Source organism: Prevotella disiens, from assembly GCF_900454955.1.
GTDB classification, from domain to species: domain Bacteria; phylum Bacteroidota; class Bacteroidia; order Bacteroidales; family Bacteroidaceae; genus Prevotella; species Prevotella disiens.
In genome coordinates this window covers 545,109-567,493 of record NZ_UGTL01000001.1, presented here as the reverse complement: position 1 = coordinate 567,493, position 22,385 = coordinate 545,109, and the positions used below count along the sequence as shown (strand labels likewise).

Annotated in this window: 20 protein-coding genes and 3 pseudogenes; all 23 read right to left on the bottom strand. The window is 38.2% G+C overall.

Going from position 1 to position 22,385, the window contains the following annotated elements:
* Positions 1 to 472: 472 nt before the first annotated feature.
* A complete protein-coding gene (locus tag DYI03_RS02410; protein WP_021668909.1) occupies positions 473 to 1,468 on the bottom strand; it encodes a leucine-rich repeat domain-containing protein in 996 nt (331 codons plus the stop codon).
* A 245-nt stretch (positions 1,469 to 1,713) separates the two neighbouring features.
* Positions 1,714 to 1,935 (bottom strand): DUF2795 domain-containing protein, encoded by a 222-nt coding sequence (locus DYI03_RS02405; protein ID WP_004357891.1) that lies wholly within the window; start codon positions 1,933 to 1,935, stop codon positions 1,714 to 1,716.
* A gap of 55 nt (positions 1,936 to 1,990) precedes the next feature.
* A complete protein-coding gene (locus DYI03_RS02400) occupies positions 1,991 to 2,548 on the bottom strand; it encodes a cob(I)yrinic acid a,c-diamide adenosyltransferase (RefSeq protein ID WP_021668910.1) in 558 nt (185 codons plus the stop codon).
* 23 nt (positions 2,549 to 2,571) lie between these two features.
* The gene (locus DYI03_RS02395) at positions 2,572 to 3,165 is read right to left on the bottom strand and encodes a hypothetical protein (RefSeq protein WP_021668911.1); all 594 of its coding nucleotides are present in this window, start codon (positions 3,163 to 3,165) and stop codon (positions 2,572 to 2,574) included.
* Between the two features lie 83 nt (positions 3,166 to 3,248).
* Positions 3,249 to 3,809 (bottom strand): hypothetical protein, encoded by a 561-nt coding sequence (locus tag DYI03_RS02390; protein WP_021668912.1) that lies wholly within the window; start codon positions 3,807 to 3,809, stop codon positions 3,249 to 3,251.
* Between the two features lie 82 nt (positions 3,810 to 3,891).
* A complete protein-coding gene (locus DYI03_RS02385; RefSeq protein ID WP_004357879.1) occupies positions 3,892 to 4,557 on the bottom strand; it encodes a GIY-YIG nuclease family protein in 666 nt (221 codons plus the stop codon).
* Positions 4,558 to 4,872: 315 nt separating this feature from the next.
* Entirely contained in the window at positions 4,873 to 5,331 is a 459-nt protein-coding gene (locus DYI03_RS02380) for a DUF6078 family protein (RefSeq protein WP_021668914.1), read from the bottom strand.
* A gap of 213 nt (positions 5,332 to 5,544) precedes the next feature.
* A complete protein-coding gene (locus tag DYI03_RS02375) occupies positions 5,545 to 6,399 on the bottom strand; it encodes a DUF4435 domain-containing protein (protein ID WP_021668915.1) in 855 nt (284 codons plus the stop codon).
* 2 nt (positions 6,400 to 6,401) lie between these two features.
* Positions 6,402 to 7,772, bottom strand: a complete 1,371-nt coding sequence (locus DYI03_RS02370; RefSeq protein ID WP_021668916.1) for an AAA family ATPase — start codon at positions 7,770 to 7,772, stop codon at positions 6,402 to 6,404.
* Between the two features lie 18 nt (positions 7,773 to 7,790).
* Positions 7,791 to 8,753 (bottom strand): annotated as a pseudogene (locus tag DYI03_RS02365) (DUF3387 domain-containing protein); the annotation flags it as partial.
* A 16-nt stretch (positions 8,754 to 8,769) separates the two neighbouring features.
* Positions 8,770 to 10,299, bottom strand: a complete 1,530-nt coding sequence (locus DYI03_RS02360; protein WP_115367858.1) for an IS5 family transposase — start codon at positions 10,297 to 10,299, stop codon at positions 8,770 to 8,772.
* Positions 10,300 to 10,410: 111 nt separating this feature from the next.
* Positions 10,411 to 12,546: pseudogene (locus tag DYI03_RS02355) on the bottom strand (type I restriction endonuclease subunit R); the annotation flags it as partial.
* 12 nt (positions 12,547 to 12,558) lie between these two features.
* Positions 12,559 to 13,194: an abortive infection family protein gene (locus DYI03_RS02350; RefSeq protein WP_021668330.1), complete on the bottom strand. Its 636-nt coding sequence runs from the start codon at positions 13,192 to 13,194 to the stop codon at positions 12,559 to 12,561.
* An 8-nt stretch (positions 13,195 to 13,202) separates the two neighbouring features.
* Complete coding sequence (locus DYI03_RS02345; RefSeq protein ID WP_021668329.1) at positions 13,203 to 13,763, bottom strand: restriction endonuclease subunit S; 561 nt, start codon at positions 13,761 to 13,763, stop codon at positions 13,203 to 13,205.
* Entirely contained in the window at positions 13,747 to 14,901 is a 1,155-nt protein-coding gene (locus tag DYI03_RS02340) for a restriction endonuclease subunit S (RefSeq protein ID WP_021668328.1), read from the bottom strand. Before DYI03_RS02340 ends, DYI03_RS02345 begins: the two co-directional genes overlap by 17 nt.
* 8 nt (positions 14,902 to 14,909) lie before the next feature.
* Positions 14,910 to 15,803, bottom strand: a complete 894-nt coding sequence (fic, locus tag DYI03_RS02335) for a protein adenylyltransferase Fic (protein WP_021668327.1) — start codon at positions 15,801 to 15,803, stop codon at positions 14,910 to 14,912.
* A gap of 10 nt (positions 15,804 to 15,813) precedes the next feature.
* On the bottom strand, positions 15,814 to 16,578 hold the full coding sequence (locus DYI03_RS02330; RefSeq protein ID WP_021668326.1) for a restriction endonuclease subunit S: 765 nt from the start codon (positions 16,576 to 16,578) through the stop codon (positions 15,814 to 15,816).
* Positions 16,579 to 16,584: 6 nt separating this feature from the next.
* A complete protein-coding gene (xerA, locus tag DYI03_RS02325; protein ID WP_021668325.1) occupies positions 16,585 to 17,577 on the bottom strand; it encodes a site-specific tyrosine recombinase/integron integrase in 993 nt (330 codons plus the stop codon).
* A 47-nt stretch (positions 17,578 to 17,624) separates the two neighbouring features.
* Positions 17,625 to 19,130, bottom strand: coding sequence for a type I restriction-modification system subunit M (locus DYI03_RS02320; RefSeq protein WP_021668324.1), 1,506 nt, complete (start codon positions 19,128 to 19,130; stop codon positions 17,625 to 17,627).
* Between the two features lie 56 nt (positions 19,131 to 19,186).
* The gene (locus tag DYI03_RS02315; protein WP_004362600.1) at positions 19,187 to 19,393 is read right to left on the bottom strand and encodes a helix-turn-helix domain-containing protein; all 207 of its coding nucleotides are present in this window, start codon (positions 19,391 to 19,393) and stop codon (positions 19,187 to 19,189) included.
* 101 nt (positions 19,394 to 19,494) lie between these two features.
* The gene (locus tag DYI03_RS02310; protein WP_025064793.1) at positions 19,495 to 20,157 is read right to left on the bottom strand and encodes a hypothetical protein; all 663 of its coding nucleotides are present in this window, start codon (positions 20,155 to 20,157) and stop codon (positions 19,495 to 19,497) included.
* 2 nt (positions 20,158 to 20,159) lie between these two features.
* Positions 20,160 to 21,080 carry a relaxase/mobilization nuclease domain-containing protein gene (locus DYI03_RS02305; RefSeq protein ID WP_102697906.1) on the bottom strand — a complete coding sequence of 307 codons (921 nt, stop codon included), beginning with the start codon at positions 21,078 to 21,080 and terminating at the stop codon, positions 20,160 to 20,162.
* Between the two features lie 76 nt (positions 21,081 to 21,156).
* Positions 21,157 to 22,332, bottom strand: a pseudogene (locus tag DYI03_RS02300) (IS1634 family transposase); the annotation flags it as partial.
* Between the last annotated feature and the right edge of the window lie 53 nt (positions 22,333 to 22,385).

Sequence of the window (22,385 nt, the reverse complement as noted above, 5' to 3'; positions counted from 1 at the left end):
TGCATAAAAAGAAAATATATTACTGCGATAAAAATATTTTGGAAAAATGGATTATACTGCATAGAATAAAAATTCAGAGAAATGCTTTAAAAGGCTATAATATACAGTTTTATTCATCAAATAAAGGAGAAGGATTTTCCTGCAATATTAAGCCCAAAAACAAAACCTATTGTTTTGAAGTGAAAAACAATAGGTTTTGAAGCTCAAAAGAGCCTGTTTTGAAAAGCGAAACAATAGGTCTTATTTTTGATAGGTATTGCAAGACTTTTTTGCTCCTTTTCTTTTGTTGCATTTTTATGTATGTTACAACAGAGCGTATAGCGGTTTGTTCTATTTTTACATTGGTAGTGAAGTATAAAAAATCAACTTGAATCTTCGTTCAATATGCTACGAAAAAGGAGAAACTTTGTAAGTTATTAGCTTGCAAAGTTTCTCCCGTTAAAATAAACTCTTGCGAGTTACGATTCATTGTTTAGCGCATCATGCGTTTTACTATGCGACCATCGCTCATGCGAATAATGTTCATTCCCTTTGTAGGTTGTTGAAGTTGAGTACCATTTACATTATAATATTGAGTAGGTGTAGCGTTATTATCTGTCTGGATTGTTTCAATTCCGTCAGCATCATCACTACCTTCGTAAGGGAAAGAATCGTCAGCCTTGAGGGCTATTACCTGCCATTTTTTAGCAACCAACTTAGCCACTTGTGTTTTTGTGCATACGTTTCCTTCAGTTTTTGAAGATTTTTCAATGATATAAACAACAGCTTCATCAGTCTTTTCGCGTTGAGGCAATGATTGAATCATCTTGTCCATCTGCTCGCCCTTGATTTTATTTTCAGCACAAAGCACTTCAATCATTTTAGGACACTTAGAGAAGTCTAATGCGCTAATTTGATTTTTACTGCAATACAATACTTGCAACAAAGGACAATTAGATACATTTATTTCAGAAAGTAAGTTTGTGCCACAATCGAGCCAATACATTTTTGTATTTTTCGATACGTCAAGCGTTTTCAATTTGTTTTCATAGCAAAAGAAAGTTGCCAACTTTTCGCAACTGCTAATGTCTATATCGGTGAGCGCACATCCATTAAGATACATCTTTTGGAGTTCTGTACAGCCTGTTACATTTACTTTTGCGAGTTGTCGGTTGTCGTTTGCAATGAGTTGTGTCATTTGGTTAGCACCCTGAGCGTTGATTTCTGTTACTCCAGTGTTATTGCACACGAGTTTGGTTATGTTGCCCGTGAGTTTAACCTCTGACGATGTAAGTTGATAATCTACCCATTCAACGTTTTTATACGTTCCTGTTGCTCCTTCGATGGTAAGTTTTCCATCAGAAGTGGTAACAGCTATGCGTGCAACTTTTCTTCCTGATGTAAATTTTAGGGTAATAGTACTTGCCTCTGTGGCTACCACACAGGCGATAAGGGTAATCAATGTGAAAAATAAGCGTAACGATTTCATAATAAATTGTATTAATATTAAACTTAAAATATAGTCCTTTTCTCTACGTCTTTCTTTGGTTTTCGTAATTAAAGATAGTTTTTAACTATCAATTTGTGAGAGTTTATACGCAAATATACAATGAATTTTAAAAATACGGAAATAAAATCCATAAAAATATCATATTTTTTATGATGCTATAAAATAAAAACAACTCACTACGCCATAGGCATAGTGAGTTGCGTTTATGTTTTTAATTCACAGAATTAATATTCGTCCTCGTTCCACAAGAAATCGTCCTTAGATGGATAGTCGGGCCAAATGTCTTCAATGCTATCATAAATATCGCCCTCGTCTTCAATTTCTTGAAGGTTTTCTAATACTTCGAGGGGTGAACCAGAGCGCACAGCATAGTCAATCAACTCTTCTTTTGTTGCAGGCCATGGTGCGTCTTCTAACTTTGATGCTAATTCCAGTGTCCAATACATAGGCTCAAAATATTTGCTTTAAATAATTTTCCGTGCAAAAATACTATTTTATTTCTTATTTGCAAGGATTTTGCCATATTTTTTCGTCCACCTTCTCAATATTATTCAAATATCGTGAAAGAACAAAGAAATAGTCAGATAAACGATTCACGTATGCCATTAAATTGCTATCTACTTCGGCATTTTCAGACAAAGCGATGATTAAACGCTCGGCACGGCGACAAACGGTGCGACACACATGAGCCACTGAGGCTGAACGGCTGCCACCAGGAATAACGAAACTCTTCAATTGGGGTATAGCGTCTTGCATGCGGTCGATTGATTTTTCAACGTGTTCTATCAAAACATCGGCTACAACCGACTCTTTCAACTCCTTTTTGAAGCTCTCGCCCATTGCCAAATTGCACCCCACATTGAAAAGAACGTTTTGCATCTCTGCCAATAAGTCTAATGTTTCTTGCTCCGTAACGTAGCTTGAAAGCAAACCAATGAACGAATTTAACTCGTCAATCGTGCCATATGATTCAATTCTTATATCACACTTTTTTACTCTCGTGCCTCCTATCAAACTCGTAGTTCCTTTATCGCCAGTCTTGGTATAAACTTTGCTCATATCGTTATTGTTTAAGGTGGGGCCTAAAAATTTATGATATAATTTTGTTTAGGTCGCTTATCAAAGAAAGCAATGCCTAAATAGTATAAATCGAATGAAAAACTAACACGCTCGTCGGCTACTATTTGCTGCCAAAAAGCCCGTGTTTCAGCATTTCTGTAAATGTCGTCCACCACTAAAAAACTATTTGTATTCACCACTTTTCGCAGTGCTTCGTAGGTCTTTTCGTAGTCGTTTTCAACACTTATATAATAAATATTCCGTGCTTCTGCTCCGTCTTTTAAGTCAGAAAATGGCGCTTTCAGTTCCTTAATAAGCGTTGTTTCCCACCCTTTTTGAATGTATTCTTCGTAGCAACCAATCGCTTGAGAATAGAACCACACGGCATCAGCCTTATGAAACCTGCTCAATCGGAACATCAATCGTGCCTTCTTCTCGGTTACCGCTCCAACTTGCTTGCCCCCTTTTTGCAGCAAATCATACTCTCCATACTTCCGATGGTCGTTGATAACATCGTTAGCAAACGCAAAAGCCGACGGCGACTGAATGCCAAAACCCTTGACATACTTCATTCGCTTCAACCAAACCACCACCTTATTTATATTATATGGTAACATGAGCGTGCATTTTTGCTGCAAAGATAGTCATAATAATGATTTATGACAACTTTTTTTATGATGGGTTCTAAAAAATTACCACCTTATGATAATTCAAAAATTGTTTCATCGCCACAGATGTTGCGTATTTTTAGTCGAAGAGGCTTTTGTTCGCTTGTTATTGTGCCGTCCCAAAAGGCTTTGGTGTCGATGCCATTCTTGCGAACGTAGCCGAGTTTGTCAATGAGGATTTCGGAATCGCTGTGCCAAGGAGCGGTAGGGTCGGCAGAAACGCAGTCAATGCTTAGGAACTCAATGGTTTCCAATCCGTCTTCGCTTAGTGTTATGGGCTTAAACTCCTTCTTTCTTTTCAGTGCTTGCTGCCGTCCTTTGAGATTAAAGTCGGTTATCTTCTTTTCCACGCGGTCGCTATGGAAACTATTGAAACTCACTTGCCATAGCTTGAACACATTGCCTTCCGAAAAAAGCCTCCATAAAGGTTTGTTTTCGCATGCTATCTTTAGGAACAAATAGGTTTTTATAGCCTCTATTTGTGCATCACGCATTGCGCCTTTGCGCTCAATATATGCAAGCAAAGACTTGATAGGGCAGTCTTCACGGCTTAACCATTCGTTCCTTTTTCGTTGTATGATTTTATAAAACATTGTTTGTTTCTAATTATTTACTTTGTTTTTACCTCCCAATAGCCATTACGAAGACCATTCTTGCACTCTGTGTTAAAACATATTAGTATTTGTTCAATCCTTGTTTATCGCGTTCATCTCGTAATTCTTTCAATGTTTTACCTTGATAAGTAAAATAGATAGGTCCTTGATAAGCATGCGAATGAGTTTGTTTTTCTATGGGCATAAAGTTTCTTGTAAATCCAGAGAGCGTATAGAGCCGCCCATTATATTCTACCATTTTATTGTCATTGACCAACACATCGATGTTGGCTGGAACAAAATGGATTGTTTCTCCGACCTTTATACCCGCATGCGAGAAAGAAAAATTTTGCTTACGTTTTCCTTTATCTTCAATTACTGGAACAGATTGAACTTTCGGATTAACAGCAACAGGCTTTCCGTCAATGTATTCGTACACAATAGCATCATCAAGCAGCGTTGCAATTTCTTTTAAAATGCTCAATGCCACAGACGGTTCTACATTGAAGAACTCTCGATTTTGACGTATGCGCAAATCCGTAAGGCGGTCTATCATTTTATGAACATTCTTTTCCACCTCATGATACTTTGTAGTTTCTATGGTTGCATAAATTTCAAAAGGTAAAGGCACAGCAGTATTGTCTAATTCTTTTGAACGAACATCAACAGGTCGCTTGCTTTTACCAATCTTTACCCAATCCTCTCGAAAAGAAGGATTAGTGAGTATGTATACAAATCCCTTCTCCATGTTATAAATTATTCATTACCATTGGTTAGTGAATTACAAAAATAGTAAATATTATTCAACCACCAAAATAATAAAGGAGCTTTCTCTGCCTTTACCTCAAGGAGAAGAATAGTTGAACGACTAACTGCCGCTACAAGGAAGCAAAGGAACAAACATAAAGAGAAAGCGACATTGTACACGTTTGTAGAATTTATTATACAACGCTTGTACAATCCATTGTACAAACGTGTACAAAACAAAAATCCTTATACTTTCGGATAAGGACTTACAAGAGAGAGGATAAAAAAAGGATTGAAACAATCGGGCGGGACTCGCCTATTTGTAGTTCTTCATGCGCATCAGCATAGGGTAACTTTCCTCGTAGCGGTCGAACTCAATGGCTTTCCCGTCGTAACCCATTTCGGTAAAGGCTTCACGGATAGTTCGTTGTTCTTCTTCGGTTATGGCACGGCGTTGTTCTTTCACATGGTAATAAGAAGCAGAGCCGAAGCACGACATAACTTTGTGTTTAATATCGTAAAAGTCGGCAGCACGCACATTATCGTAGATATGCGATATTCCCCACGCATAGAGTTCACGATGGTCTTTTACAAATAACGCACAAGGCTGTTTGCCCGTGATTACAGCAAGATTGGTTGTGGTATAGGTTGCTCGACTGCTTTTGCCCAATATCTTATAAGCCGTATGGCACAAACATTGGTCTGCCCGCTCGCAATTCGTTCCTGCACAATGCGCAAAACTGCTATCAAGTTGGTTGTATTCTTCTTGCGTCATAGGAATATTCAAGATTAAATATTATTGATAAAAACGGCAGCAATGCCATATTTCTACCACATTGCTGCCATTATTTGTTTCCTTTAATTATTTAATTCTCTTTTATTTCACTTCCTCAAAAGTATCCCACACTGATAATCAACGTTTTATATTTGTATGGTACAAAAATGTTTCTTCAATTTGAGCAGTATCGATTAGAAACCATCTTGGATGTTATCGCCTTGTGGCATCTATTATTACTGTTTTCAATTTTTCCAATCTGTCTAATTTACAGAATTTGGAATATTGATATTTCCAATATTCTTTGCGTAGACCCAGTGATAGAGATAACTTATTTTCTGAAAATTTACAAATGTATGGTATCAGATAATCTTTGCCAGAAACATATTTTAAAAGATTTTCATAACGGTCTGGAAATAATAGGTTCTTTTCATTTATTGCTTTAGACAATTCTTGCTCTGACAATCCCCCGTCTTTTAATTGCACCACAATATCCGCAGTTTCATCATCAATCTTCGATATCTCTATATTACCAATATTTGATAAAAAACATGTTGCACTTTTCAGACGAAATTTGTCCAATACTTCTTTGGATATGGAGAAATATCGAAATAATCTCATAAAGGGAGCTATTGCTGCTTCCATCATTTTACTATAGTTAATAATTTTTTTTATTTCGTCTTCACTATGTACAGGATCTAACTCATTATAAACTTTATAATAAGCTTGTTCATCTATGACATAATTTTCTATACAATAACTATCAAGTACAAACAAATTTTCTTCTGTATCTCTAGGCGTACTCATATTATAAATATCCCCATCTATTATATATAGTTTAGGTGAAGTACTTTTATCTTTCCTACAAGCATTAATAACATTTGTGCAATTGCCCAAAGGATAAATATCGTTTATTATTATATCTGTATCATTTAATAACCGTTTAAACAATGTTACATAAAACTTTTTATCTTTACCGCAATCTTCTGTGTAGATATTTATAGTATTGCGGTATTGGGTAAAAACTGTAGAAGCTTGCCGTACTTCTGTAGAAAAATCTATTCCCATTATTAGATATTTGTTAAATCCTCACACATATTTTTCCTTTCAGGTTTAGCGAGAATTGCAGGTGCATGAGTTGCTATAATAAATTGTGTTTCAGGGCTAGCATGTTGTAGTGCATCTATAAAAATTTCTTGCCAACTTATATGTAAGGATAGTTCAGGCTCATCTATAATTGCCACACTAGCCTCTCTATTTCGCTTGTAAAAACCTATATGTGCAAATAAAAGAATTAGTTGCTTTTCTCCAGAAGATAAATCAAAAATAGAGTTACTTTTTTTTGTATTTTTCAACCTCACTTTTATTTCACCTCTTTCATCTACTTCAATTTCTTTTCCACTTTCTTCAAAAAATAAATTCACACTATTTACAAATCTATTTATAGGTGCTTTCAAATTTTGGATATTCTTAGCATATTCCTCTGCATACTTTATTATTTTATCTATTTTTTCTAACTGGGAACGATTAATCATCCATTCAAGTAAAGCATTATAATATGCAGGATTAGGGGTTTTATCCTCTTGTAAAGCTGATGTTTCCGTTAGAATTTGCAAAACATTCTTCATCCCATTAAAATAGTCAGAGAATTGTGTCATCAAATCTTTCACATCAAGGTTTTGAATAACAGAATTTAAGTTTTTTTGTCGATTATGCAAATTAGCAAGTTCAGAACTATAGTCTATATTTGTAATCGATATATTCTTTACTACTTTAAAAGATTCTTCAAATACCTGTTTTTTAAATAAATCCGACAATTGAAACTGACTTTGTGCAGTTCTTCTTATATTATTATGGAACATTTCTTGTATATCATATAACGCATTATCAACAGTCTCCGATAATATTTCAATTTGCAGCATTCTTCTCCGAGACATAAACTCCCTTTCAATAGGATGAAGACTGCTATTTTCCATAATTCTCCTATTTAACCCTAAAAAGAGGGGAGTTTTTAAATCTCTAATTTTCTTTACAGTTGCTAAATCATCAAAATCACTAATGACTCTATTTAATTTTTCAAAATCTATAAGATCACGACCACTGCGATATTTGTTTATATTGCAAAGTACAAGTGGTATATCATCTATAAATCTCTTTCGTTTTGAGTCAGTGTATTCTATACTTAAATTATTTCCATCGCTGTAACAAGCAACAGACTCTATTAAACTATCTTCTTTGTTTGTAAATTGAACACAAATAGTTGAAAATTCAATTTGAGCAAGATCCAAATAAGATGGAGTTAATAGTCCTTGTAGAAGTCTCAAAACTGTTGTTTTGCCAGATCCATTTATTCCTATTAAAAATGTTAATCCATCACGAAAATTAATACTATGATTCTGATAACCACGTATTTTCTCTCCTTTAAAACTAATTAATTTCATATCTTTATTTTTATAATTTTACGGTTCTGCAGCCATCTGTATTTCATCCTCGTGGATTTCATATATCTTGACTGATTTTGTTGAATAATTCTCTTGTTCATTATCCGTCCACTGCTCACACTGTTTGATGACAGTTTCCAGTGCATTGGCAGCTTCCTCTGGTGGGTAATGATATTTTTTCAGAAGATGTTTAATCATTCTGCGCATACCGGCACGGGCTGACTCTTTCTTTTGCCAGTCGATAGTGCGGTTCTTACGCAGAGAGTCGGTGAGTTCTTTTGTCATAGCTACCAATTCTTCATTACTATAGAAATCGTGAACTGCTTGCGGTTTGGTCAAGGCATCGTAGAAAGACTTTTCTTCAGGAGTGAGTCCAAGTTCATTAGCTGCTGAATCGGCTGAAGCAATATCTTTTGCCAACTGCAAAAGTTCTTGGATAACTTCTTCATTGGTGAGTAATCCTTTCAAATAGTTGGATAAAGAGCGATTGAGCAGGTCAGAGAATTTCTCTGACTGCACAATATTGGTCTTTTGATAGAGTGCCACTTTCTCCGCCAATAGTTTTTTAAGCAGTTCTACAGCTATATTCTTTTCTTTCATCTTAGAAATTTCATCTAAGAAGGCTGTATCAAAGAGGGAAAATTCGGCTTTAACATCAGAGAAAAGATTGATAACACCTTCACTTTTTACACTTTGTTTCAGCAATTCACTGATACGAGCATTAATTTCTTTCTTCGTAACTTTTCCTTTACCTGTCATTCGAGAGAGTAAAGTGCGTACAGTTTCAAAGAATGCAGCTAAGAAGCGTTGCTCTTCATTCAACAGGCTTCGGCAAAGAGTGATGGAATTGTGCAGCAAGGCAGCTTCTTTCATATAGAGCGGTAACTGTTCTTGTTTGTCGGTTGCCAACATAAAGTTTACACCACCTTTGATTAATTTAGCACGGTCAGCATCTGTCCCTGTGTGGAACTTACTATAATTAGGGTCTGCTGAATTATTATCTCTTCACAGACAGAGGGTAGCAGACGTAGCCCCTCATAGTGACGATAATGATGAAAAACCACCAGATTTCGGTCAGGGCAAGACAAAGTTCCCTGAGGAACTTCATCACGTTTTTAACGAAGTAGCACATTCCTGTCCAGCATCGTGCTGTATCTGGAAGCTTGGCTCTTATGTCATTGGCTCGATAGATTCTCTTGCCAGTACCGAATGAGCATTCGATTTCATTGCGCTCCCCGATGGCTTTGGCCATTCTGGATTTCATCTCATCTGAAGGAGGATCCTTCGGTGGTCGCCCTAACGGTTTGCAGTATGAATGGATTTCAAAATCCTCAAGTATATCTCGGTTTGACCTGTTTAGGTAAATCTTATCCGCAAGGATGGTGGCCGGAAGATAGCCGAAGCGTTCTTTGAAAAGTTGAATCTGTAGCAAGAGATCCTGGCTCTCGTTGTAGGCATCCCAGCTGTGGTGGTCGATGAACGTATAGCCCTCGACTATGCTTGCACCTATCTTGGCCCCGAACTCAGTCCTTGCCTTAGCCTTTCCACGGACAATGGCACGGACGTGTGGCTGAAAGATGCTCAGTATGCGGTCTGCACAAGTATGAGTCTTTGACCTGTACATCTCCTCCTGCTGATGGTACATCGTGAGGATTGCAGTCAAGGTGCGTTTCTCATATAGGAATAGGCTCTCGTAGTACGTCTTGTTCTTTGCAAGCAAGTCCATTAAGATGCGGATGTCCTTGCGCAAGTAGTTGAGCATCACCCCGATAGTATCACGCACCATCTTGCCTTTCTTCTTGGCTTTCTTGACAAGCTGAAGGTATGCCTGACGTGCATGCTTGTAGTTCGTGCGTGGCTTGTGCAGCTCAAACATCTCGCACACCTTTATAATATAGTCGGTAACCTTGCGGCAACCATCATGTATTATATCAACGTCAACAGGATAACGCATCTCTGCATCGGCACAGGTAGCATCAATCTTCAGCACTCCCTTGTGCTCGCGACCTTTTGAGTCGGTGAAGGAAGCGGCATTCGGATCCTCTGGTTTCGGAGCCGGCGGGTCCTCATCATTCCTCTTCGCCTCTTCTTCTTCACGCTTGCGTTTCTCTTCAAGAAGACGCCTCTGCTTGTCGAGAAGCTTGACTGTCATCTTGTTGAGTTCTTCCTCTGAGATTCGCTTGCGTATCGTGACGAATAGGCTCGGGTCGAATATAGGCTTGTCGGTGAACTCATGCAATCCACAAAAGTACTGCATGTAGGGACTCTCTCTGATAATCTCGATGGTCTCGGCATCACTCAGGTTTAGTTTGTGCTTGATAATCATTGCGCCGAGAATCATGCGTGCCGGCTTGTTCCCTGCACCTTTCTTCTGATTGTCCAACCTTGAGTTGTATTCCTTCTCAAGTTCTGTCCATGGAAGAAGGTCACCGAGAGCCACCCATCGGTTTGTCTTGTCCAACTCATCAAGGGATGAGCGGAGCAAACCGAGGTCAAGTTGCTTGTATTTTGGAGCGTAAAACTTCATCTTGCTATGGATTTAACTATATAAAGGTACGATTTTCTAGTTAAACAAACAAAGAAATAAAGTTATATAAACTTAAATATCAGAGAGTTATAAATTATTCAGTAAACACTAATTATAACCATGAAATAAGTCTTGGCACACTTCCAACTTCTCTTTGAACTTTGTAAAAGCCATACCTTTGATGTCTGGGTTTCCAAAGTTCTTTCTGTCGCGTCCCGTATAATCACGCATGGCTTCTTTCAAAGCTTTGGCAATACCGATATAGTCAACAACCAATCCACCCACTTTGCCATTGAATACACGGTTCACTCGTGCAATGGCTTGCATTAGGTTATGTCCGCTCATTGGTTTGTAAACATACATAGTTGCCAATGAGGGAACGTCGAAGCCTGTGAGCCACATGTCGACTACAATAGCAATCTTCATCGGATCGTTGTCATCCTTAAATCGTTTAGCAAGTTCTTTCTTATACTGCTTGTTTCCGATGATGTCGTGCCATTCTTCTGGGTCTTGGTTGCTGCCCGTCATGACAACTTTTACTTTATCCGTCCATTTTGGGCGAAGCTCCAGTAGTCGATGATAAATACTCATCGCTACGGGACGCGAATATGCCACTATCATTGCCTTACCTGTCAATTCATATTGACGGTTTTCCTCATAGTGTTTGAGAATGTCTTGGCAAAGAGAATCGATGGTAGCTGGTGCACCGAGTATCTCTTCCAAGTGTGACATCTCCTTCTTGCTTTTCTCTATTTGTTCTGTCGTTGCACCTTCTTCAGCCAACAGCTCGTATTCGTCATCAAGGGCTTGCAAGGTAGCATCGTCAAGATTTAGATTGATAACTCTAGATTCATAATATACAGGACAAGTAGCACCATCGTTGACCGCCTGTGTCATATCATAAATATCAATATAATCACCAAAAACCTCTACGGTATCTCGATCTTTAGTAGAGATAGGTGTACCAGTAAAGCCAATATATGAAGCATTGGGTAGTGAATTGTGAATGATTCTTGCCGTGCCGATAGAGATTTTACCTGTAGTGGCGTCGACTTTCTCCTCAAAGCCATATTGTCCTCTATGCGCCTCATCAGTCATCACGATAATATTTCTTCTCTCTGACAAAGGTTCGTCAGACTCCTCAAACTTCTGCATAGTTGTAAAGATAATGCCATTAGCTTCTCGTCCACTTAATAGCTCTTTTAGATTCTCACGACTATTGGCTTGCACTGGTGTTTGACGCAAGAACTCCTTACATTTAGAGAATTGGGTATAGAGTTGATCGTCTAAATCGTTGCGGTCGGTAATCACAACAATAGTGGGTTGCGATAATTCTTGTTGAAGCAAGTGGGCGTAGAAAACCATTGACAATGATTTTCCGCTACCTTGCGTATGCCAGAACACACCTATTTTACCATTACTTACTGTAGCATGTTTGGTACGTTCGATGGCTTTCTTCACTGCAAAATACTGATGATACCCTGCTAATATCTTGGCACTCCCTCTTTCTTCTTTGGAAAAACAGATAAAGTTCTTGATTATGTCTAAGAGTCGTTCCCTTTGAAATATTCCTTCAAAGAATGTATCATAATCGACAAATTCTGTACTTTCATAATTGCCATCTTTTGTTTTCCATTCCATATAGCGATCTTCTTTGCTGGTAATTGTTCCAGCTTTGGAAAGAGCCATATCGCTCATTACACAGAACATGTTGAAAGAGAACAACGATGGTATATCCTTCATATAATTGCGGAGTTGAAGATATGCTTCTGAAGCATCCGTCTCTTCACGGGAAGGTGATTTTAATTCTACAACCACCAATGGTAAACCATTCACAAATACAATGATATCGGCACGTTTCTCTGCATTTTCAATGAATGTCCATTGATTGATAACTTGGAAAGTGTTTTTGTCCGTATGCTCAAAGTCTATCAAATAAACCATTTCATTGCGCATTTCCTTACCATTGAAATAAGAAACTTCTATGCCATGCTGCAAATAGTCTGTAAAAGTTTCATTACGCTGCACCAAACTACCCATATCAATATTGCGTAGTTTGATAATCGCCTCGTGAATAGCTGCATGTGGCTTCTTTGGATTAACAGTTTGCAGACTTTCTTCTAATTGTGCTTCATAATATGGCACATAGTAGTCTCTTTCAATATTTGGACCGTACAAATATTGATAGCCCATTCCCTCAAAGAGGGATATCAGTGCTTTTTCGTAATTATCTTCTGTGAAGGGCATTGTTTTTTATTTTTATTGTTCATTCATTTCTAAAAGAAATTCTAAATAATCTATATAGTTAGCTTTATAAGCTTGATAATCTAAGTTGTAAAGAGCCTCTGATGCTGATAAGTGTACGCCTCCTATTTCTAATGGATTTTCTTCATCAAACCAATCATTAAAGCACTCACAATCTTGATAAATTAATCTTTGGTTAGCGTGGTGGGCATAACTGAAATAAAAATGTAAAATGAACCCACAGAGTACATCCGTTGTTTTGTATATCAGTAGGGATAGTGATTTGTCTATCTGAGGATGCAATACATCCAAACCATGTGAAGCAAATCCTGCATTATTTCGTATCTCTGCAATCGATTGAGCGATAGCAGAAATTCTACGGCATAGTTCAGATAGACCAACTATCTCTTTTCCAGTCTGTTTTATAAGATGTTCCAAGGTCTGCTTTACTAAACCATTAAATGAAATATCATCTTTGTATGTTGCATTTTGATTAGTGAGAATTGTTTTGCAAAGTGCCTCCGTCAGACTTTTGCTTACTTCAACGCACAAAGAAGGATTAATCTCAACATTGTTTTCTATTGTTGAAATATGCGTTTCAAAAGTCCTAAAACTTGGTTCTTTTGCAATATATTCTCTTGTCCACTGCATAATTAATATTAATTTAAATTATCATTTATCCGCTTATTAAGCTCGATTTTATCATCTAATACAGAAAGAATGTGGGCAATATTCTTTTGCGTAGGTAGCGATGGTATAGGAATTTCATAATTTTCTAATACATCTTGTTGAACTCTTTGTCTACCAGATGAGCCAACCATAGATTTTATCGCAATATCACGAACAATTGGAGATATAGCTAAATAGAAGATAAATTTACTGTCACTAATGTTTTCTCGCTTCCGCAAAACGATATACTCAGTTGAGCCAACGGCAACTTCTTCAGGATGTAGCGATGAAATATAAGCAGTTTTCCCATTTTCTAAGCATGGTGTGATACGTGCCATAATAGTATCATAGTTTCTAAATTTTGCTCCTCCCTTATATGCTTCATATATGTTAGATTCTACAAAACGAGTAAACGGAGTTATTTGATCCATAGAAATCTTTCTACAGAGTTCTCCTTGGGGTACTTTTTCTTTGGGATTAAATTCTATAAAATCCTTTAATTTATATTTTCTCCACTCTTCCATAAATGGGAATTTAGTTGTTTGTTTCATTAATTTTCACCTCACCAGACATCAGCTTTGGGAGAAGCGTGTCGCGGAGACTAATAAGTTTATCAGTTTCTTGAAGCAATTTTGCCATTCGTTTGTAATAAGGAGCAAGAGTCTCGTTCATTATTTTAGCTTCTGAATCGGACGGTTTCCTTATTTCAAATTCAGGCAATGCCTTTTTGTTAAGGTGAAGAACAGTAGTCCCGTTTATATAACCAAGGCAATGACCCTTGAATATTTTATTTTTAAGCATTGCTGCAAGTAAAAACTTATAAGGAAATATTTCTTTAGGTAGAACTTTTACCAAATCCATTGAGAAGATTATGCTATTATATTTACCACAAGTAAGTAATAATTCGGCATTACCAATCACATCAGCATTTTGGGTTAAATCGGTATGTGCCACTAATATGTCAAATAAATTCACACAGTGGCACTCTTTTAGTTTAGCTGATGGGTTGATACCCTTAAAACCTTCAGCCTTAAATCCACGATTTCGCCCAAAGTTTTTTATGGTTGCCATAGCTACATTTGAAAAATCTGTCAATTCTTCGCTCTTATATGAATATCCACCAACGAATGAAGCGACTTCAGACAATGAGGTGTTTGCCCAATTAGAATCAGGATTATCCACAAACCAAGATTTGAACAACGCCTGTGCCTGTTGCTCTAAATTATCATTTATCCGTCGATTGAGTTCGATTTTATCGTCAAGGGATTTGAGGACAGTTGATATTTCTCTTTGATAGCTAATTGAAGGAAGACGAATTACTTGTTTGGAAAGAGTTTGGATAGATAAGCCTGGCTGGGCTGATTGAGCTGATAAGTTTCCCAAATGCATCAGGGAAAGAAGACGTGCAAGAAAATATGAATCTGCAAGTTCGTTGCCTACAGCTACAACTGCATGCTCTGTCATATACGCTTCTCCCATAAAGAAACGAACATTTCCACAATTTGCACCTTGACGGCCGATAACAGCACATTCCCCCTTAAAATTAGATTTGTTAGTATATCCTCGCATTCCATTTCCACCAATTACAGGAAATAAGCCTGTATTAGAAATACAGTCTGATTTAATACCTTTTCCGCTTCGTAAGCGAGAACAAACTTCCTCCAATTTATATTCTTTCCATTCTTCCATAATAAGCGTCAATCATTTTGTTCATAATAATATGAATAGTCTATGCCCTTCATAAACATTTCTCGGTCATGAATCTTGGTGGTGAGTGCTGGTAGCACTAAAGCCTTGATGTGTGTACTATCAGAAACACTCTCCCGCATGGCGGACAAATATTCGTTTTTGTCTATTTGGCTCCAATCCACACACCGTTTGAGAGAACGCTTTAGCATGAGGTCAAGCCAAATGCGAGTGCTACGACCGTTACCTTCCATAAATGGATGCGCAACATTCATTTCTACATACTTATCCATAATCTCATCAAAGGTTGTTTCGGGCATTCGCTCTATTGTGTGCAGGGTTTCAGGGAAGTGCATACAATTAGCGAAAGTAAAACCTCCTTTGGATATATTCTTCGTACGGATTTGTCCTGCAAAGTCGTACAGTCCTCCAAAGAGATAAGCGTGTATCTGTTGCAGACATTTGATACTACCAGGCTCTGCTGTTTTCAAGAGCCCACTCTCAAAGAGTTGGTAGGCTTTCTTCTTGCTCTGTCCATCAATGGTGTTGTCGCTGTAGGTAAACCAATCAAGAAAGTTATTAGCACAATTGTTTGGATAGTTCTTTGCCAACAATACAACATCCTTACTATTAAGAACATCTGCCACACGTAACTTCCCATCAGGAGCTTCAAACTTGAAGCCGTGAGTGGCACTCACGAGTTCAACATCTTTTTGCTTCAACTTCCTTTTAAGCCATCGCCAATAGTTACTGGCTTTAGTATAGTCTGGTTCATTGTTAATAGCACGAACAATATCTGTTGCTGAAAACCACCAACAATTATTTTCGTCATCCCATACGGCACGTACTTCACGGTCGTTGAAGAAGCGAATTGATTTCTTATGTTGTTCTTTCTTCTCTTCCATAAATGGGAATTTAGTTATTTATTTTGTCCAATTTTAATTCTCCTGACATTAAACGGGGTAGAAGCGAGTCCCTTAATTTGGATATTTTCTGGGACTCAAAACAAATATTACTGATAAGAGAATATATTGGTGTTGCAATTTGTTTATACTCTACTAGTATTTTTTTAGGTGGAACAAGAATCTCCAGTTGCTCAACATTGTTTTTATTGATATGTTGTTGTGCCCCACCTGTCATGTGAGAACATAAATCGTCAATTCTATTCTTAATGAGCGGGTATATATACTCATGGAATATATCCTCATTCTCTAAAAGACCAATAACAGATTGGTTAGCGCAGGAATCAATTTCTAACAGGCTAACTTGACCTAAAGTAGCACCAGTGATGGCTAGCACGGTAGTTTTCTTAGGTAAAAGTTTTGTCGCGGATTTTTTTAGCCCTTCTTGTGTTATATATTCTGATGGCTTAGTAATTCTAAACTCGTTTATTTCACCAGAGTTTATCCATGCTATCTTGCCGTTCCAATATTCTTCCTTATTTCTACTTGGCGTTCCTCCTAATAAGCATTTACAAACACTTCCAAGCCTTTCAACTCTCCACCCTTCTGGTATCCTCCCTAACTCTGAATCCACAAACTTCCCCTCCTTAAATGGTTCAAAATCCACAAACCAAGATTTGAACAACGCCTGTGCCTGTTGCTCTAAATTATCATTTATCCGCCTATTTTTATGAAATAGCGGTTGATATGAGCTATATGTGTGATATGCTGTTTGCATTTTGATTTAACTGATGAATTTGCGGTGAGAGAGTTTGACGTTTGTTTGATTGACCATCGCATAGTGCATGGTTGTATCAATTTTAACATGTCCAAGGAGTTTTTGCACTTGCTCCACGGGCATACCTTTATCTATAGCCATAGTCGCAAGTGTCCGACGGAACTTGTGTGGATGGACACGGACAATCTTTGAAAGCTTCCCAATCTTTCTTAATCTTGTCTCAACTCCTGATATTTGTAATCGATTGTGTGGCTTGGCAAGGGACACGAACAATGCTTTGTTTCTGTCTTTCCGCTCTGCGAGATATTGCTGTAAATGTATCTTTGCACGAGCATTGAAATATACGATACGTTCCTTGTTGCCTTTACCGAAAACGATACACTCACGCTCATTGAAGTTTATATCCTCACGATTGAGCTTTACAAGTTCTCCAACACGCATACCAGTAGAAGCCAAGAGGTCTATCATTGCTAAATCTCGTACCCTTGTACAGTTATCGCGCAGTTGTTCTAAATTTTCGTCTGTAAGGACTTCCTTAATCTGTGTTCCTGTCTTAACCTTGTGTATTCTACGTACAGGACTTTTAATGATGTAATCCTCATCCTCTAACCATGAAAAGAAAGATGAAAAGATACGACGGATATTGTCTATTGTAACTTTACTCGATTTGTGTTTCCGTTGAAATACAGCCAAATAAGCACGAATATCCTCTGTCGTGTAGTTCGTAACTTTCTTAGGCATTCTCTTGAAAAGTTGCTTGATGGTCGAACTATAATATTTTATGGTAGGTGTGGTGCAACCTTCAACTTGCTTGGCTGACAGGAATATCTCTAACAGACGTTCATTAGATGCATTATTCTCTTGCATCTGCTCATCGTCTGCCGAAATAGTGTAGTTACTGATTACTTGCAGTAATACTCCATTGAGTTGTGCCATTTGTTCTACACTTAGTATACCTGCCATTGCATTGCTAATTTCTAAAATTAATTTTTCTTTCATGTTCTTCTATATTAATGGATTGATAATATGGAAGAACATGCTGCCTTTTACTTGATTGTGAAGCCTATGCTTGCCAACTGTTTTCGTATCTCATCCTCCAAATCATGAGATTGTGCAAACAAGTCGGACAATTCGGTTGTGAGTTTATCCATCTTCTCTTGAAAAGGAATACCATCGTCTTCCTGTTCTGCTATGCCGACATAACGTCCTGGCGTAAGAATATAGTCTTGTTTTGCCACATCGCCAAGGGCTATAACTGCACAGAAGCCTTTTTCATTCTCAAGTGTACCATCATTATATTTATCAAAAGTGTCTGCAATTTTTTTAATGTCTGCCTCTTGGAGCTCACGAAGTTTGCGGGTAACCATTGTTCCCATGTTTCTTGCATCTACAAACAGAATTTTATCTTTCTGCTTCTTCTCACGATTGAGGAACCATAGAGAAACAGGAATACCTGTTGTATAAAATAACTGTGAGGGTAGTGCAACAATACCTTCTATCAAATCGGCCTTGATGATATTCTCACGAATAGTTCCTTCACCTCCTGTCTGTGAAGATAAAGAACCATTTGCCAATACCATACCTATTTTCCCTTGGGGGGATAAATGATGTATCATGTGTTGCAACCATGCAAAGTTGGCATTGCCAGATGGTGGAATGCCAAATTTCCAACGCACGTCGTCTTGCAACTTGTCTGCTCCCCAATCGCTAAGGTTGAATGGTGGATTAGCCAAAATAAAATCGGCTTTCAACGTTGGATGCTGGTCGTCAAAGAATGTATCTGCATTAAACTTACCCAGATCAGCTTCAATGCCTCGAATAGCAAGATTCATCTGAGCCATCTTCCATGTCGTAGGATTGCTGTCTTGACCATAGACAGAAATATCTTTGATATTGCCTTGATGCCTCTCTATGAATTTGGCAGACTGTACGAACATTCCACCAGATCCGCAAGCAGGGTCATATACTCGTCCGTGATAAGGTTTCAGAACTTCGACAAGTGTTTGAACAATGCAAGCAGGTGTATAAAATTCTCCTGCTAATTTCCCTTCTGCTTCTGCAAATTTAGAAAGGCAATATTCATATGTGCGTCCCAATATATCTTTGGAATCTCCATGTTCTTTCATTTGAATATTGGTAAATAAATCTACCACATCGCCCAAACGCCTTTTGTCTAATTCTGGTCGGGCGAAATTTTTGGGCAGAATACCTTTCAAACGGAGATTCTCCTTTTCAATCAGACGCATGGCATTGTCGATTATCGTACCTATTTCTGGTGTATGGGCTGCTTTTGCTACTACACTCCACCGTGCTTCTTGTGGGACAAAGAAAATATTATCCGCCATATATTCATCGCGGTCTTCCTCGAATCCTTCTTTATTATTGACTAATTCTTGATATTTGGTTTCAAACTTATCGGAGATGTATTTTAGAAAAATCAATCCCAATACTACCGATTTATATTCGGAAGCATCCAGATTGCCACGAAGCAAATCTGCTGCTTTCCATATTTCCTTTTCAAATCCAATATCAGCTGTATTTTGTTTTGCCATGATTCTTTTTTATTATGTCAGAACTTTATTCTTGATGTAAACCGAAAAACTTCTTATTACTCATCTGGGGTGTTAATCAATTCCTTTGGATTAACCTGCAAAATCTCTGCTATCTGAAATAGCAATTCTAGGCTTGGCTGTCGACGATTGCAAACATATGAGTTCACTATCGTAAAACTCTTGCCGAGTTTCTCGGCAAGCCATGTTTGCTTAATCCCTTTCTCGATAAGCACCTCTTTAATTCTATTAGTTGGACTTTCCATAAATATTATATTATTATTTGCAAATATAGTAAATTTTCTTGCATAAGAAATAAAAAAGAGGAGATATTTTCTCCTCCTTCAAAAGTCTTATATCTACAATTCTATTTGCCTTTCTTATTTTGTAGATTATTCTGCATTAGACTATCTGCTTTTGCTTTCAGTCCCACATTATAATCATCTGTATGCTTTTTGATCTTTTTAATTATTGCATCATTGCGATGAATGTCAAACACATCATTGAGCCATAGGATCTCCTTTGAGCTACATCCTCTCCATACTCTGATGATACGGAATTTCAAGGCATCATCCTTGTATTGCTGTTTGCTTTGCCACAAGAAGTAATTACCGACCAAAGAAATAAAACAAAGGACAGATACTGCTACCATATAAGTAAAAATTTTCGAGGACTTGAGGTCAAAACTGTGCCTGTGAATATGTTCCTGCAGTATTGGATGCTCTTTCTGCTCCTGCCATTCGTGCAACATGGTCAATACGCTTGCCGCCAATTTGTCTATGGATTTAGCCTCCTCGTCTTTGATGCGCACTTGCACACCAATATACTTGTTAATCACTTCTTTTGTTCGCTGTTCATACTGATTGAGCAATTCCTGTTCCTTCTGCTCATCAATTTGTGCTGGTGTAGATTGAACAGGGAGGGAAACAGAACCATTCTCCTTTTCTTTCAGTTCCTTTAGTTCCCTGTAAATTGCCTCCAGTTTGTTTTTGATTTCCTCAAAGAGGACAAATGTATTATTATCAGCCATAGTTATAAATGTATTTTACGTTTTTTCTTTTTCTTCTTTTTATCGAGTGTGTTGTAAACCTCCGCAGGGACAGTACCATGAGTTTGAAACAAATCCAATCCTCCTTCTATAAGGTCGTTGGTAATTTCGCTCGTAACACTTGCAACATTAGATATAAGATTTATCGTTCCTTGCATCTGCTGTTCGTGTTCCCTGTTATTTTGTTGCAGGGCAAAGTCTATCTTGGAATAACTGAAACCCCTATCCACCTTTGAACCGTTGAAACGATAACCGTTCTTTTCAAAGATGATACCCTGCACCTCCTGTGAGTTGCTTTTGAACTTAAAGCGGACATCAATATCTTGCTTTTTCAAGTGAGCAAGAAGGTCTTTCCAATTCCTGCACTGAGCAATCTCTGCTTTCAACGTCTGATAGATTTCATACTTGGTCTTGTCAGGTTCTTTTAAGCGATGTTCCTTGACATTCTCCTTACCACCAGCGAAGTACAAGCTATATTTAGCGGTCAGTTCCTTGCAAATCTTCTCACTTCTGAATCTGTCGTTACGATCAGAAATGGTCTTGCCGTTGTTATCTATTCGGTTAAAAGCTATATGCACATGAGGGTGCTCTTTGTCAAAGTGGCGACCGATAATGTACTGTGTATCTTTTATCCCCATCTTCTCCATATACTCACGAGCCATTTGTGCCATGAACTTGTTACTTAATTTGGAAGAATCCTGTACAGAGAAACTTAGGGAAATATGCCCTACAACCTTACCCACTCGCGGATTAAGTTCTGTTTGGTCGATGAAACTTTGGACAATATGACTAATACTGTCTGTCCGCACTCCGGAACTGTCTATAAGCTCCGTTCCTTTCTTCGGGTCAAGGATGTAATTGATTACACCCTTGAAGCCCGAACCTTTCATTATTTTTGCTATCATCTTCGTATCAGATTTAGCCCAAGTTTAACACCTATCATCGTAGAATCTTGCTATTATTATACTTTTTCAGTTTTGGCTATGGACTCTGTGTCCTACAAATTTTTATTTTTCTGAATGGTGCATATTTCAGTTTTAATTTATCGTATATAACAGTTGCCTGCTTTGAGGGATTGCTGCATTGTCGCATCTGTACGATGTCTCCTAACGGGTTCCTACCTTCCGTGGTTACAAGTTTCTGGGTGCTCATCCTCCGCACGATTTCGGTCCAATAGCAGGATTCGCCTTCTCGCTTCAACTGGCAGCGGATGGTATTTACCACCCAGTAGGCAAGCAGACCGAAGAAAAGATGCGCATCGCTCCGGTCATCGGTCTGATGGTATATAGGACGGAGGTTCAGGTCGGTCTTCAACTGCCTGTTGGTACATTCGATTTCCCGTATGAGGTTGTAATAGTCCCATGTGGTACGCTCATCGAGTGTTTCTACATTGGTCCGTAGGAAGTATACGCCGTGTCCGGACTCGATGGCTGAGAGGTCTTTGAGCTTCCAGTCTACACGTAGCATTTCCTTTGGTTTTTCTTCGTTTCTAATGTAGTCTATCGCATAGTATCTTGCGATAGAAGGATATTTCTGTATGGCTCGTCCCGTACGCTCTACAACCTTCTCGTAGAGTTTCGTTCCACCTTTCTTTGCAATACCATCATTTATCTTCTTCAGCTCTGTCTCAAACCTTTCACGCCAAAGTTTGTTCATTGACGATTCGGTCATAGCCTTAGATGGAGAGGTTATCTCAAGATAGTAGTCCTCACCTTCGGTGTGTACCTTGTTGAGCGTTATTGTTTGCTTTCGGGCGTCTTTTACCATCACGCTCTTATGGTCCTCACTGAGCGTGTAATCTTTCAGCTTGGTGCGAGATACGCAGAGATAGTTGTAACCCTTTGCCTTAATAAGATTTAGATTCTCTCCGGTTGCAATACCTGCATCCATCACAATAAGCGATTTTTCTTTTTGTACAGGATTCTTGTCTGCCAGCGTATCTATCATATCAGGCAGTGATTTAGGGTCAGCCGTATTACCTTCCAGGATAGAAGAATAGCGTATGAAGCCCTCCTTATTGATACACAGGGCCAGGACGAGAAGTTTACAATCTGATCGCTTCTCTTTTGACCTACCAAACTGTGCCTTCTTGCTTTCACGCTTACTACCCTCAAAGTAGAAATTTGTCAAGTCAAAGAGCATCAGCTTGTTATCTATACCTCAAATCCGCAACTTAACTTTTCAACGTCCTTCTTGCGTGTACACATCCT